We start from the raw sequence: 14,490 nt of genomic DNA on the forward strand, positions 1-14,490 counted from the left end.
TCCAGGGACGCGGCCAGGGGGCCGCGGCCGCGGCGGCAACCGCCCCGCCCGTGCCCGCCGGACCGCCCGTGAACGGGGCCGCGGTCAGCCGTGATCAGTCAGCGGCCGTGGCCGGTCTGCGGCCGGTCCCGGCCGGGACCACGTCAGCGGCCGAGCTTCACGTCCTTGCCGCCGACGGTCAGCTCGATGCCCTCGACCGTGGGTTCGACCTTCTTCAGTTCGAGCCCGTCGGGGAGCCCCGCGATCTTCCGTTCGAAGTCGATCCTGCCGCGGATCGCGTTCTCGACACCGGGGATGTCCGCACCCGGCACCTTGTCGGCCCGCAGCCTCAGCGTGTCACCGCCCGCGACGCTGACCGTGCTCGTCACGCTGCGCTGGAAGCTCTGGCCGAGCACCGTGACACCGGCACTCACCTTGACCCTGCCCTGGCCGCTGCCGTCCTTGCCGCCCCAGCCCACCTTCACGCCGTCGAGGGCGGCCTTGGTCAGTTCTCCGTACGAGACGAACGCCGTGCCGTCCGCCCGGCCGGCGACCGCCGAGGAGAAGTCGCCGCTGAAGCGGATGTCCTGAAGCTTCGCGTCGATGCGGTTGACCTTCAGCCGGCCGCCGGAGGCCTCGGCCTTCAGGCCGCTCATCTCGGCGTCGACCTCGCCGAGTTCCTGCGCCGCGACCTGGGTGAGGAAGGGGAAGCCCTTGATGTCGACCGAGGTCTTCCCGGCGGACGCGATGCCGGGGGAGGTCTTGATCTTCTCGGCGGCCTTGTCCTCGGCGAAATTGACCGCCAGCCGGTCGGCGGCCACGAACAGCACCGCGAGGACGAAGAGGACGATGAGCCCTCTGCGTAGTGCGCGCATCTGCGTTCTCTCCCTGCTCCCGGGCGGCTTTCCGTGCTTGATGAGGGTCCCGCCCGGGCCCCGAGGGGCCGAGGGGAAGGGCTGTCGGCCCCGGAGAAAGCCGGGACGGCCTCACGCGGCCTCACAGCCTCCGGGACAGCAGCGAGCCTAACCCGGCAGCACTCAGACGAACGCTCTGCCGAACAGATAGACGACCGGCGCTGCCAGGGTCAGTGGCAGTGCCACACCTGCCGTCATGTGCACGAAGCGCGACGGGTAGTCGTAGCTCGCCACCCGCAGGCCCAGCAGCGCGCATCCGCCCGTCACCAGCCCCAGCACGCCGCCCGCCGCCGCCGGAGCGGTCGCCGCGCCGTCACCGCCGAGCACGGTCAGCTGCCCGGCTGCGACTCCCGCTCCCGCGGCCGCCAACAGGGCGACGGCGGGTGAGACGAACGGCGGCAGCGGCAGTGCGCGGGCCAGCGCGGCGACTGCCACGGCGGCCGCACCGGCCGTCACGGCGTCGGCCGTCGCCGCGTCGAGGGAGGCGAGGAAACCGGCCGCGATCACCGTGAGGGCGGTCGCCGTGAACGCCGCGGTCAGCGCGTAGAGCCGCTCGTCCGGCCCGGACAGGTTGCGCAGATGCAGCACGAGCGTCAGCACACACCACAGGCCGAGCGTCCCGATGATCACGGCGGGCGCGTGGCCGCTGTCGGCGAGCAGCAGGGAGACGTCCGTCGCCACTCCCGCCAGGAAGGCGAGCGCGATGCCCTGGCGGGCCGGCCACATCCCGTTCAGGCGGAACCAGCCGGCCGCCGTCACGGCCTGGAGCAGCGCGACGGCGACGGCGAGCGCGGCCCCGCCGATCTGCGCGGCACCGGCGACGAGGAGGGCGAGCGCCGTGGTCACGGCTGCGGGCAGCAGCCCGGGAGCGATGAGCGGCGATCCGGTGGAGCGGGCCGGCGGAGCGTCCGCCCGCGCACTGCCGCCACTGCCAGTGCCGGCAGTGCTGGCACCGGTGCCAGTGCCCCCGCCGGTGCCGGTGGCGGTGATGGCGGACGGCAGCGGCTGGGACTGCCCGTACACGCCGGAACGCGACTGCGACGGCGACTGCGGCTGGTGCTGGTGCTGGTGCTGCCTGCCAGGACGGGAGCGGGAGTTCTCGGTCATGCGGCACCCCCGGCGAACGGCGGGAGGACTTCGACCGTGCCGCCCTCGCTGAGCCGCACCGCGTCGTGCTCGCGCTTGCCGACGGGGTCGCCGTCCACGAGGAAGGAGCAGCGCAGCAGCACACGCGCGAAGTCCGGACGTTCGGTGTGACGCTCGCGGGCGCCGTCCAGCGCGTCGGCGAGCGTCGCTGCCTCGTAGTGCTCCTCGGCCGTACCGGCGGCGGCTTTCGCCGCCGCCCAGTAACGGATCGTGCCACTCGCCATCGTGGGTCCTGCCCTCTCAGCCTGTCCGTCCCGCGGGACCGCGCCGTCCTGCCGTGCCGCCGCTCCGCCGGCTGCGGTCCGCCTCACGGTCCTGCTGCCGGCAGCACGGGACGGGTCCGTACGTACGGATCGCGCGTCGTTGCGCGACCCATCATGCCGGGCCCGTGGCGGGGTCCGGCCACTGACGGCCGACCCAACTGCCGATCCGGTGCAGGAGTTCCAGCTCCGCCGCGTTCTCGGCATGACCGAAGCCCTCGATCAGCCACAGCTCGGTGCAGTCCGGATCGGCCGCCGCCGCAAGGGAGTCGGGGTGGTCGACGGGGAAGTACGGGTCCTGGTCGCCGTGGACGACGAGCAAGGGGGTCGGCGCCAGCAGCGGTGCGGCGGCCACCGGTGACAGCGGTACAGGGTCCCAGTCGTGGGGGTGGATGCGGGTGCGCAGGCCGTAGCGGCAGACCAGCCGTCCCACCGGTCGCTGGATCGCCCAGTGCAGCCGCCGCATGGGAGCGGTCCCGCGGTAGTACCAGCGGGCGGGTGCGCTCACGGCCACCACGGCGTCCGAGTGCTCGGCGGCCCCCGGGAGGCCGGGCGCGGAGTGCTTCGTGCCGGGTCGTGCGACCGTGCGCCCCTCGTGCGCCTCGGGACGGTGCAGCGCGCCGTGCCGGACGACGACGGAGCCGCCCATCGAGAAGCCCACCGTCGCGACCCGGGCATGGCCCAGGGAGCGGGCCCAGCCCACCGCCGCGGCCAGATCGAGGACTTCGAGATCGCCGACCGTCGAGTGACCGCCGGAGCCGCCGTGTCCACGGAACGAGAAGGTGATCACGGCTCCGTACTGCGCGAACACCCGCACGGCCCGGCGCAGCGCCGGCCGGTCCACGGAACCGCTGAAGCCGTGTGCGAGCACGATCGCACCCGGGGCCTCCGCGCTCCCGCCGGGGCCCTCGTACGGGTCGTGGGCGGCCTCGATCCGCACCCCGTCGGAGGTCCGTAGGACCGCTCTTTCCTTGGGCCTGGTGGTACCCCCGGCCGACCCGTCTCGGCCGCCTGCCTCCCGGGCGCCGGCACGGGAGCGAGCGAACTCACACTCCGCATCGTCACCCATGTCCGCTATTCTGCTCTGAGTGAAGGATCCGGGCAGCGCCGCCCCCGGGTCCTTTTGTGCTTTCAGGAGCCTGTGCCTTCAGGAGCGCATACGTACGAAGCAGTGCCGAGCCGTACCGAGGTCCCGCGCGGGACCGAGGAAGGATCTGACGTGAGTTCGCTACTCCTGCTGACGAACGCCCTCCAGCCCTCCACCGAAGTGCTCCCAGCCCTCGGTCTGCTGCTGCACAACGTGCGCGTGGCACCGGCCGAAGGGGCGGCTCTCGTGAACACCCCCGGAGCCGACGCCATCCTCGTCGACGGGCGCCGAGACCTGCCCCAGGTGCGCTCGCTGTGCCAGCTGCTGCACCAGACGGGCCCCGGATGCCCGCTGATCCTCATCGTCACGGAGGGCGGTCTCGCCGCCGTCACCGCGGAGTGGGGCGTCGACGACGTGCTGCTGGAGAGCGCGGGTCCCGCCGAGGTCGAGGCGCGGCTGCGTCTCGCCCTGGGCCGGATGCAGGGCGGCGCGGAGGACGAGCCGACCGAGATCCGCAACGGCGACCTGTCCGTCGACGAGGCCACCTACAGCGCGAAGCTGAAGGGACGGGTCCTGGACCTGACCTTCAAGGAGTTCGAGCTGCTGAAGTACCTGGCGCAGCACCCGGGCCGCGTCTTCACCCGCGCCCAGCTGCTTCAGGAGGTGTGGGGCTACGACTACTTCGGCGGCACCCGCACCGTGGACGTGCACGTACGGCGCCTGCGCGCGAAGCTCGGCCCCGAGCACGAGTCGCTGATCGGCACCGTACGCAACGTCGGATACCGCTTCGTCTCCCCGGAGAAGGAGGGGAAGACGCCGCAGGAGAAGCAGGCGAAGGCCGACGCGCGTGCCGTGACCGACGAGGCCACCCGCCTGGTGCGGGAGGCCGCGGGCGAGGGTGCCGGGTGACCTGAGCGGTTGCTGTGACAGGTGGCCCTGTCAGGTTGCTGGGTCAGGTGCCCTGACAGGTTCATCTGCGACTGACACGGCCTGCTCGGCGCGGGCGGAGAGGTGCCGAGGGCGCGGGGCCAGGATGTGCGCGGGGCCGGGATGTGCGCGGGGCCGGCGTCCGCGCAGTCAGCCCGCGCAGTCCGCCGCGGAGCCCGCGAGTCCGCTCGCGGAGCGGCCGGTGGGCGGGCGCCCGGAGCGCCCCGGGCCGGAACGCAGAGGCCCCTGAACGGCCGGATGCTCCACGCGTAGACTGCCCGGGTGGCCAGGGTGACGCGGGACGATGTGGCAAGACTTGCGGGTACGTCGACCGCGGTCGTCAGCTATGTGATCAACAACGGGCCGAGGCCCGTCGCTCCGGCCACGCGTGAGCGCGTGCTGGCGGCCATCAAGGAGCTGGGCTACCGGCCGGACAGGGTCGCGCAGGCGATGGCCTCGCGCCGCACGGACCTCATAGGTCTCATCGTCCCCGACGCCCGGCAGCCCTTCTTCGCGGAGCTCGCCCACGCCGTCGAGCAGGCCGCCGCCGAGCGCGGGAAGATGGTCCTCGTCGGCAATTCCGATTACCTCGACGAGCGCGAGGTGCACTACCTGCGGGCCTTCCTGGGGATGCGCGTCTCGGGTCTGATCCTCATCAGCCAGGGCCCCAGCGAGCACGCCGCGGTGGAGATAGACGCCTGGGACGCCCGCGTCGTGCTGCTGCACCGCCGCCCCGAGGCCATCGACGACGTGGCGGTCGTGCTCGACGACGTCGGCGGTGCGCAACTGGCCACCCGCCACCTGCTGGAGCACGGCCACGAGTACGTCGCCTGCCTCGGCGGCATCGACTCCACTCCCGAGTCGGGGGACCCGGTCACCGACCACGTCGAAGGCTGGTCCCGTGCGATGGCGGAGGCCGGGTGCTCCGTGGACGGCCGCCTCTACCAGGCCCCGTACAACCGGTACGGCACCTATCAACTGGCGCTCGACCTGCTGAGCCGCCCGGACCGTCCCACCGCCGTCTTCTGCGCCACCGACGACCAGGCGTTCGGCGTGCTGCGCGCGGCGCGCGAACTCGGCCTGGACGTCCCGCAGGACCTGGCTGTCGCCGGCTTCGACGACGTGAAGGAGGCGGGACTGACGGACCCGCCGCTCACCACGGTCGGCTCCGACCGCGAGGGCATGGCGAAGGCGGCCGTCGATCTGGTCCTGGACGACGGGCTGCGGGTCGCCGGTTCCCAGCGGCAACGGGTGCGGCAGTTCCCGGCCGGGCTCGTCGTGCGGCGCTCGTGCGGGTGCGGGGAACCTCCGCGCCGCTGACGTCTCGGCCCACCTCCGCGCCGCTGAAGCCTCGGCCCACCCCCGCGCCACCTGCTGTTTCCGGCTCCCTGCCGCCTCTCCGGACCGCCCGCGCCCCGGCCGCACGCCTGCCCTGTGACACGACTGACACGCGGCCCACGCGTGCACGGTGCGAGGCTTGGGTTCATGGTGGCCATGAAGGTGCTGATCGTCGACGACGAGCCCGCCGTGCGGGACGCGCTGCGCCGCAGCCTCGCCTTCGAGGGCTACGGCACCGAACTCGCCGGGGACGGCCTGGAGGCTCTGGAGAAGGCGGCGTCGTACGGACCGGACCTGATCCTGCTCGACGTGCTGATGCCGCGCATGGACGGGCTGTCCGTCGCGCGCCGCCTGCGCGGCACGGGCAGGCGCACGCCCATCCTGATGCTGACGGCGCGCGACACGGTCGGCGACCGCGTCACGGGCCTCGACGCCGGGGCGGACGACTATCTCGTCAAGCCGTTCGAGCTGGACGAGCTGCTGGCGCGCATACGGGCACTGCTGCGGCGCACCTCGTACGCACGGGAGCAGGCGGGCGCCGACGGGGACGGAGGAGCACGCGTGGGCGGCGCTCCCGCAGGCCGCGGTGCCGGCACCGAATCCCTCGCCTTCGGCGATCTGCGGATGGACCTCGGAACGATGGAGGTGACCAGGGGCCCGCGCACGGTGGAGCTGAGCCGCACCGAGTACATGCTGCTGGAGATGTTCCTCTCGCACCCGCGCCAGGTGCTCACGCGGGAGCAGATCCTCAAGTCTGTCTGGGGATTCGACTTCGAGCCGTCGTCCAACTCCCTGGACGTGTACGTGATGTATCTGCGCCGCAAGACCGAGGCCGGGGGTGAGCCGCGCCTGGTGCACACCGTGCGGGGCGTCGGCTACGTGCTCAGGGACGACGGAGCGTGAGGCTGCCGCGTGCGGCGGGCGCGAGACGCCGGTTCCGGCTGCCGGCTCCGGCGCTGCGTTCCCGGCTGGCGATGCTCGCGGCGGTGACGGTCGCGCTCGCGGTGGCGGCGTGCGCGACGGCCTGCTGGTTCCTCGTACGGGCACAGCTGATCGGTTCGCTGGACGAGTCGCTGCGCAGCAACAGCCGTGTCGACCCCAGCTTCGTCGTCGGTCAGCTCAGCTCCGGGCAGTGCTCGCCGGCCGACGAGCGGGCCCCCAACCCCTTCGACGCGACCGTCCAGGTCGTCGACCGGCACGGCAGGAGCTGCGTGATCGTCGGCAGCAGGGTCGAGGTCTCGCAGGGCGACGAGCGCGTGGCGGAACACCGGCAGGACGAGTCGGTTCACACCGCCCGCAGCGAGGGCGGCTCCGGGCCCGACTACCGGGTGCTGACCACGCCCGTCGAGGGCACCGACGTGGCGGTGTCGGTGGCGCGGCCGCTGACGGAGACCGACAGGTCCCTGCGGAACCTCGCGCTGATCCTCGCGCTCGTCGGAGGCACCGGTGTGTTCGCCGCCGCCGGGGCGGGAGTCGTGCTGGCGCGGGCGGGGCTGCGGCCCGTGGACCGGCTCACCGGCGCCGTCGAGCACATCGCCCGTACGGAGGACCTCGGCGTGAGCATTCCCGCCAAGGGCGACGACGAGATCGCCCGCCTCTCCCGCTCGTTCAACTCGATGACGGAGGCGCTGGCCTCCTCGCGCGAGTTGCAGCAGCAGCTCATCGCCGACGCGGGGCACGAGCTGCGCACTCCGCTGACCTCGCTCCGTACCAACATCGAACTCCTCGTGCGGAGCGAGGAGACGGGTCGTTCGCTGCCCGCGGAGGACCGCCGGGCGCTGCTGGAGTCGGTCAGGGCGCAGATGAGTGAACTCGGGGCGCTCGTCGGGGACTTGCAGGAACTCTCCCGCGAGATGCCGCCGTTCGGCGGCCCGGTCGCGGGCATCGCGCTGCACGACATCACCGAACGGGCCGCGGAACGCGTGCGGTTGCGCAGCGCCGGCATCGCGGTCACGGTGCGGACGGAGCCGTGGTTCGTGCACGGGGAGCCGGCGGCGCTGGAGCGTTCCGTCGTCAACCTTCTCGACAACGCGGTGAAGTTCAGCCCGGAGGGCGGCACCGTCGAGGCCGTGCTGAGCGGGGGCACGCTGTGGGTGCGCGACCGCGGTCCGGGCGTCGCGGACGACGAACTCCCTTATGTCTTCGACCGGTTCTGGCGCTCGCCGTCGGCGCGGAGTCTGCCGGGCTCGGGGCTCGGGCTGTCCATCGTGGCCCGTACGGCGCGGCAGTCGGGTGGTGAGGTCTCCCTGGAGCCGGCGGAGGGCGGCGGCACGGTGGCCGTGCTGGACCTGCCGGGATCGCCGGAGCCGGAACCGGAGGCGGAGCCGGAGCCGGAGGCCGGGGGCGGTGCGGTGCCCGGCGGCGGGCTGGTGCCCGGCCCCGGGACGGTGCCCGGGGCGGGCCCGGAGCCGGAGACCGACGGCGGCGCGCGGCGCGGCGGCCGGAGCGGCAAAGCTTGACTTCAACTGAACTTCATGTCTGAGCCTGGCTCGGTCACTCGCGGCAGCCGCACGTCACGGCGTGCGCACCGGAAGCCGCATCCCGGAGACCGAATAGAGGGAGCAGACCCATGACAGGCACATCGGACACGGCAGGTACGGCGGGCACCGCAGGAACGGCGGCCTCCGCCGCGGCGGGCACCGCAGGCGCGGCGGAGACCGGGGAAGGGACGGCGACAACCACCGGAGGGCCGGAGGGGCCCGGCGGGCGGCTGCGGCTGGCCGTCATCGTCGGCAGCGTCAGGGCGGGCCGGTTCGGCCCGGTCGTCTCGGCCTGGTTCGCCGACGAGGCGCGCAAGTACGGCTCATACGACGTCGACGTGATCGACCTTGCGGAGGCGGAACACGAACTGCCCGTCGCCTTCCCGGAGTTCGGCAAGCCGCTGCCGCCCCGGGTGGAGGCCGTGCACAGCGGGCTGTCCCGGCGGCTCGGCGCCGCGGACGCCTTCGTGATCGTCACTCCCGAGTACAACCACAGCTTCCCGGCGCCGCTGAAGAACACCGTCGACTGGTTCCGTGACGAGTGGCAGGCCAAGCCCGCCGGGTTCGTTTCGTACGGCGGGATGGCCGGCGGCCAGCGCGCGGTGGAGCATCTGCGGCAGGTCTTCGCCGAACTGCACGCTGTCACCGTCCGCGAGACGCTCAGCTTCCACATGGCGTGGGAACGCTTCGACGAGGACGGCCGCCCCCGCGACGAGGAGGGCAGCGCGGCCGCCGCGAAGGGGATGCTGCGCCAACTGGAGTGGTGGGGGAACGCGCTGCGTGATGCGCGCGCCAAGTCCCCGTACGGTTCCGCTGCTTGACCTCGGCCGTGGCCGTCCGTCACGGACCGGGGCGGGACCTCGGCGTTGCCGCCGCGTTCGTGACGGACGGGAGGCGGGCGGGCGATGGAGTGTCGTCCGCGTCTCGTAAGGTCGTGTTCATGAGCGACGTGGTGGTAGTGGACGAGGCGTCGGCCGACGTCGTGCGGGATGCGCAGTCGCTGATCGACGAGTCGGCCCGTACGGACGGTCAGTCCCCCCTCTCCGAGCAGGGCCGGCTCCAGCTGCGCGGCGGACCGCGCGCCGGGGTGCGGCATCTCCTGCTGCGGCAGGACGGCGAACTCGTCGGCTACGCACAGCTAGAGGACACCGACCCCGTCGAACCGCCGACCGGCGAGTTCGCGGTTCACCCCGCGCACCGCGGACGCGGCTACGGGCGTCAGCTCGGGCAGGCACTGCTGAAGGAGTCCGGCAAGCGGCTGCGGGTCTGGGCGCACGGCGGCCACCCCGCCGCACGGCATCTGGCGCAGGTGCTCGGGCTCAGCCTGTTCCGCGAACTGCGCCAGATGCGGCGCCCGTTGACCGCGTCCGCGGGCGGAGCTCCCGTTCCCGAACTGCCGGAGCCGGTGTTCCCACAGGGGGTTACGCTCCGCACCTTCCGTCCCGGTGAGGACGACGCGGCATGGCTGGCCCTGAACGCCTCGTCGTTCGCGCACCACCCCGAGCAGGGCAGCCTCACCCAGCGCGACCTGGACGACAGGAAGGCGCAGCCCTGGTTCGACCCGTCGGGTTTCTTCCTCGCGGAGCGGGAGGGCACGCTGGTCGGCTTCCACTGGACGAAGGTGCACAGCGCGGAGCAGCTCGGCGAGGTCTACGTGCTGGGCGTGGCTCCCGGGGAGCAGGGCAGCGGCCTCGGCAAGGCGCTCACGGCGGTCGGGCTGCGCCACCTGGAGCGTGACAGGGGGCTGCCCACCGCGATGCTCTACGTGGACGCGGACAATTTCGCGGCCGTCAGCGTCTACGAACGGCTGGGTTTCACGACGTACGAGACGGACCTGATGTACCGCACGGAGAGCTGAGCGCACCCACGGTCGCTGCGCGGACGCCCCCGCGGCTGCACCCACGGGGGATGCTCGCGAGGCGGCCGGAATGCCGTACCGTCCCCTGCGGCGCGGCTCCGTGCCCGGCTCCCTCCGGCGTGCGGCTGCGTGCTGACCCCGGTCCGGGGCCGCGGGCCGCTCGCGAGGATTTCCCGCGGCGTGTGCCGGTGGTGTGGCGCTCGCCCGGTGGCCATGTGCGCGTAACCGCTGATTAAGACGGGCTTGTGAGCATCACGGAATGCAGCTCCCCGCCCGTCGCCTCCGTGCCCCTGCCGCAGCCGCCGGCGCGCGGAACAATGGAGTGATGAGCGAGCCCACCTCGCGAGCCGCATCCGAGTCCCCCTCCTCCGTCGAATCTCGTCCCGGAAGCCTTCAGGGCCCCGACGACGACAACCGTGACGGCGTCGCGTACGCCGTCCCGCCCGCCCTGCCCACCGGCCGCAACGGCGGCGGCACCGTCCCCGACCTCGCCCCGGATCTCGACTCCGACCCGGACATCTACCCGGCGGACGCCCCGGCCGGGCAGGCGGACGGCGGCGCGGACGACCTGCCCCACGACCGGTTCCTCGACCGTGAACGCAGCTGGCTGGCGTTCAACGAAAGAGTGCTGGAGCTCGCCGAGGACGAGGAGGTGCCGCTCCTGGAGCGCGCCAACTTCCTCGCGATCTTCGCCAGCAACCTGGACGAGTTCTTCATGGTCCGCGTGGCCGGTCTCAAGCGCCGCATCGCGACAGGCGTCGCCACCCGCTCCGCGTCCGGACTCCAGCCACGCGAGGTCCTGGACCAGATCTGGACGCGCTCGCGCGAGCTGATGGCACGGCACGCCGGCTGCTACCAGCGGGTCATCGCACCGGCCCTCGCCGAGGAGGGCCTGCACCTGATCCGCTGGGACGGGCTGACGGAGAAGGAACAGGCCCGCCTCTTCACCCTCTTCCGGCAGCGGATCTACCCGGTGCTCACACCGCTCGCCGTCGACCCCGTGCATCCCTTCCCGTACATCTCCGGGCTCTCGCTCAACCTCGCCGTCGTCGTGCGCAATCCGGTCAGCGGGCACCAGCACTTCGCGCGCGTGAAGGTTCCGCCGCTGCTCTCGCGCTTCCTGGAGGCCTCGCCGCACCGGTACGTGCCCGTCGAGGACGTCATCGCCGCGCACCTGGAGGAGCTGTTCCCCGGCATGGAGGTGCTGGGGCACCACATGTTCCGGGTGACGCGCAACGAGGACCTGGAGGTGGAGGAGGACGACGTCGAGAACCTCCTCCATGCGCTGGAGAAGGAGCTGCTGCGCCGCCGCTTCGGCCCTCCGGTGCGTCTGGAGGTCGAGGAGTCGATCGACCCGTACGTGCTGGAGCTGCTCGTGCGGGAGCTCAACGTCTCCGAGGCGGAGGTCTGTCCGCTGCCGGGGCCGTTGGATCTGACGGGGCTGTCCGGGATAGTCCACGACCTGGACCGGCCGGACCTGAAGTACCCGAAGTTCGTGGCGGGCACGCAGCGCGATCTGGCGCAGGTGGAGTCCGCGCAGCCGCCGGACGTCTTCGCCGCGCTGCGCGAGCGTGACGTGCTGCTGCACCACCCATACGACTCCTTCTCCACCTCCGTCCAGGCCTTCCTGGAGCAGGCGGCGGCGGACCCGGACGTACTGGCGATCAAGCAGACCCTCTACCGCACCTCCGGCGACTCGCCGATCGTCGACGCCCTGATAGACGCCGCCGAGTCCGGGAAGCAGGTGCTGGTGCTCGTCGAGATCAAGGCACGCTTCGACGAGCAGGCCAACATCAAGTGGGCGCGGAAGCTGGAGGAGTCCGGGTGCCACGTCGTGCACGGCCTGGTCGGGCTCAAGACGCACGGCAAGCTGTCGCTGGTGGTGCGGCAGGAGGGGGAGACCCTGCGCCGCTACGCCCACGTCGGCACCGGCAACTACCACCCCAAGACGGCACGCCTCTACGAGGACCTTGGGCTGCTCACCGCGGACCAGGAGGTCGGCGCGGACCTGTCCGACCTGTTCAACCGGCTGTCCGGCTACTCGCGGCGCGAGTCCTACCGGAGGCTGCTCGTCGCGCCCACCTCGCTGCGGGACGGACTGATCGCGCGCATCCAGCGGGAGATCCACCAGCACCGCGCGGGAGAGCCGGCGTACGTGCGCCTCAAGGTCAACTCGATCGTCGACGAGGCGGTCATCGACGCGCTCTACCGCGCCTCCCGCGCGGGCGTGCCCGTGGACCTGTGGGTGCGCGGCATCTGCGCGCTGCGCCCCGGCGTCCCGGGCCTGAGCGAGACGGTGCGGGTGCGCAGCGTCCTCGGCCGGTTCCTGGAGCACTCGCGGATATTCGCCTTCGGGAACGGCGGCGACCCGGAAGTGTGGCTCGGCAGCGCCGACATGATGCACCGCAACCTCGACCGCCGTATCGAGGCGCTCGTGCGCGTACCCGATCCCGCGCACCGGGTGGCGCTGACGAAGCTGCTGGAGACCGGGATGTCCGACGACACCAGTTCGTGGCACCTCGGTCCCGACGGGGAGTGGACGCGGCACGCGCACGACGCGGAGGGCCGCCCGCTGCGCAACATCCAGGAATCGATGATCGAGCGCCGCAGGCGCCGGCGCGGACCGGCGCCCGGCTGAGGGACACGGAGTTCGCAACGACGGGGGTGAGGGGGTGACGCAGCCGTGACGGGACAAGCGGGCGGTCTCGCCGTGCCCGCGGCGCTGGAGAGCGCTGATCCGGCCGGAGTGCTCAGCGAGAGTCTGCACGCGTGGGCGGCCGGCTTCATGCGCAGCCTGCGCATGCACCGGGAGAACGCGGGCAGCGCGCAGACGGCCGCCGCGGCGGAGGAAGCGGTGCGTCAGCTGCGGCGTGCGTCCAGGCGCATAGGCTCCGCGCTCCTCACGTACCGTCCGCTCGTCGACGCCGCCTGGGCGGACGAACTGAGCGGTGAGCTGCGCCATGTCTCGGGCACGCTCGCCCGCGAGCACCGCTGTGCCGCACGTCAGACACGGCTGCTCACCGCGCTGCACCGGCTGGCGGTCGAGGGAGCCGGCGGGGACCGGGCGGCGGCGCTGCTGGAGCGGCAGCACACCCTGGCCCGCAACCGCGCCCACTCGGCCGCGCTGGAGACCCTGGTCTCCTCCCGCTTCCACGCGGTCGCGGACGCGGTGGCCGTGCTGGCGTACGAGGTGCCGCTGGCGGCGGGCGCGGAGGAGGGCAGTGCGGGTGCCGTGCTCGTGCCGATGGCGGAACGCGCGAGGACGCGTCTCGTCCGCGCGGTCGAGGCTCTGCCGCCGTCGGCGCGGGCGTCGGCGCGGCCGCCGGACGGGCAGGAGGCGCGCGACGGGCGGAAAGGCCCCGGGGTCCCGCAGGCGCGGGGCGGCTCCGACCTGCAGAGCAGGCAGGACGCCGCTTTGCTCGACGTGCGGACCCTGCTGCGGCACCACCGTTACGCGCAGGAGGTGCTGCACGCGGCCGGTGCCCCTTCCGATGCCACCGCCGGTGTCCCCGCCGATGTCACGTCCGGTGCCACGTCCGGTGCCACGTCCGGTGCCACGTCCGGTGCCACTGCCGGTGCCACTGCCGGTGCCACCCGCCGCGGCGGCGAGGGACGCGGGGCGGCGGGCTCGGACGGTCCGGACCCGCTGCTCAGGCAGGCGAGCGCCGCGCTCGACCGGTACCGCGACTCGGTGGAGGCGGCCGAGGCGGCGGCCGCCGCCGCCCGCACGCCCCGCATCGCACCCGCCACCGCGTACGCGCTCGGCGTGCTCCACGCGGGCCAGCGTCAGGAGGCCGAGGCGGCTCGGCGCGAGTTCGGCGTGCTGTGGCACCGGGCGATGAAGGGCGAGCGGTCGGCGTCGCAGCGGGAAGCCGCACAGCAGGCCGTCTGACCTGGTCAAGGGCACTGGTTGAGTCTCCAGTTGTCAACTTTCCTTGGGTTGGTGTATATAACAAGACACATGGCATCGCACGACGTGCAATCCACGGAAGGAGATGACCAGTGATGCTCATGCGTACCGACCCGTTCCGGGAGTTCGACCGCCTCACCCAGCAGGTTTTCGGAACCCAGTCGCGCCCCGCGGGGATGCCGATGGAGGCCTACCGTTCCGGCGACGAGTTCGTGATCCACTTCGACCTCCCCGGCGTCGCCCCCGAGACCATCGATCTCGACGTCGAGCGGAACGTCCTCACCGTCCACGCCGAACGCCGCTCGCCCGCCCCCGAGGACGCGGAGCTGATCGCCGCGGAGCGCCCCTCCGGCCGCTTCAGCCGCCAGCTCTTCCTGGGCGACACCCTCGACTCCGAGCGCATCGACGCCTCCTACGACTCCGGTGTGCTGACTCTCCGGATCCCGGTCGCCGAGCAGGCGAAACCCCGCAAGATCGAGATCAGCGGAGGCACTTCGGGCGCCAAGCAGCTCTCCGGGTGAGACCTGGCTCTCATGTGATCTCCGACTCTGCTGCACATTGGAGGCCGCTCTCCTGGGCACGACGGAGAGC

General features: G+C 72.6%; 13 protein-coding genes. 9 read left to right on the forward strand and 4 right to left on the reverse strand.

Features of this window, described 5'->3' with window-relative positions:
- Window positions 1–143: 143 nt before the first annotated feature.
- The 4 genes from EV375_RS21130 to EV375_RS21145 form a co-directional block, all read right to left on the reverse strand.
- Window positions 144–854, reverse strand: a complete 711-nt coding sequence (locus EV375_RS21130; protein ID WP_130300893.1) for an LmeA family phospholipid-binding protein — start codon at window positions 852–854, stop codon at window positions 144–146.
- 162 nt (window positions 855–1,016) lie between these two features.
- On the reverse strand, window positions 1,017–2,000 hold the full coding sequence (locus tag EV375_RS21135; protein WP_130300895.1) for a hypothetical protein: 984 nt from the start codon (window positions 1,998–2,000) through the stop codon (window positions 1,017–1,019).
- Window positions 1,997–2,263 (reverse strand): MoaD/ThiS family protein, encoded by a 267-nt coding sequence (locus EV375_RS21140; protein WP_130300897.1) that lies wholly within the window; start codon window positions 2,261–2,263, stop codon window positions 1,997–1,999. The genes EV375_RS21135 and EV375_RS21140 overlap by 4 nt, the downstream gene beginning before the upstream one ends.
- A gap of 151 nt (window positions 2,264–2,414) precedes the next feature.
- Window positions 2,415–3,368, reverse strand: a complete 954-nt coding sequence (locus EV375_RS21145) for an alpha/beta hydrolase (RefSeq protein ID WP_486588617.1) — start codon at window positions 3,366–3,368, stop codon at window positions 2,415–2,417.
- A 150-nt stretch (window positions 3,369–3,518) separates the two neighbouring features.
- Between EV375_RS21145 and EV375_RS21150 the strand changes: the two genes are divergently transcribed.
- The 9 genes from EV375_RS21150 to EV375_RS21190 all read left to right on the forward strand — a co-directional run bounded on the left by EV375_RS21150 (window position 3,519) and on the right by EV375_RS21190 (window position 14,420).
- The gene (locus EV375_RS21150; protein ID WP_130300901.1) at window positions 3,519–4,295 is read left to right on the forward strand and encodes a response regulator transcription factor; all 777 of its coding nucleotides are present in this window, start codon (window positions 3,519–3,521) and stop codon (window positions 4,293–4,295) included.
- Window positions 4,296–4,595: 300 nt separating this feature from the next.
- Window positions 4,596–5,633 carry a LacI family DNA-binding transcriptional regulator gene (locus EV375_RS21155; RefSeq protein ID WP_130300903.1) on the forward strand — a complete coding sequence of 346 codons (1,038 nt, stop codon included), beginning with the start codon at window positions 4,596–4,598 and terminating at the stop codon, window positions 5,631–5,633.
- Between the two features lie 165 nt (window positions 5,634–5,798).
- Entirely contained in the window at window positions 5,799–6,554 is a 756-nt protein-coding gene (locus tag EV375_RS21160; RefSeq protein WP_130300905.1) for a response regulator transcription factor, read from the forward strand.
- Between the two features lie 71 nt (window positions 6,555–6,625).
- Window positions 6,626–8,110 carry a sensor histidine kinase gene (locus EV375_RS21165; protein WP_130302011.1) on the forward strand — a complete coding sequence of 495 codons (1,485 nt, stop codon included), beginning with the start codon at window positions 6,626–6,628 and terminating at the stop codon, window positions 8,108–8,110.
- Window positions 8,111–8,220: 110 nt separating this feature from the next.
- Complete coding sequence (locus tag EV375_RS21170) at window positions 8,221–8,952, forward strand: NAD(P)H-dependent oxidoreductase (protein ID WP_130300907.1); 732 nt, start codon at window positions 8,221–8,223, stop codon at window positions 8,950–8,952.
- A gap of 119 nt (window positions 8,953–9,071) precedes the next feature.
- Window positions 9,072–9,989: a mycothiol synthase gene (gene mshD / locus EV375_RS21175; protein ID WP_130300909.1), complete on the forward strand. Its 918-nt coding sequence runs from the start codon at window positions 9,072–9,074 to the stop codon at window positions 9,987–9,989.
- A 325-nt stretch (window positions 9,990–10,314) separates the two neighbouring features.
- Window positions 10,315–12,627, forward strand: coding sequence for an RNA degradosome polyphosphate kinase (locus EV375_RS21180; protein ID WP_130300911.1), 2,313 nt, complete (start codon window positions 10,315–10,317; stop codon window positions 12,625–12,627).
- Window positions 12,628–12,672: 45 nt separating this feature from the next.
- Window positions 12,673–13,881, forward strand: coding sequence for a CHAD domain-containing protein (locus EV375_RS21185; RefSeq protein WP_130300913.1), 1,209 nt, complete (start codon window positions 12,673–12,675; stop codon window positions 13,879–13,881).
- Window positions 13,882–13,994: 113 nt separating this feature from the next.
- The gene (locus tag EV375_RS21190) at window positions 13,995–14,420 is read left to right on the forward strand and encodes an Hsp20/alpha crystallin family protein (RefSeq protein ID WP_130302012.1); all 426 of its coding nucleotides are present in this window, start codon (window positions 13,995–13,997) and stop codon (window positions 14,418–14,420) included.
- The last annotated feature ends 70 nt before the right edge of the window (window positions 14,421–14,490 follow it).

This window comes from Streptomyces sp. CNZ301, assembly GCF_004217425.1.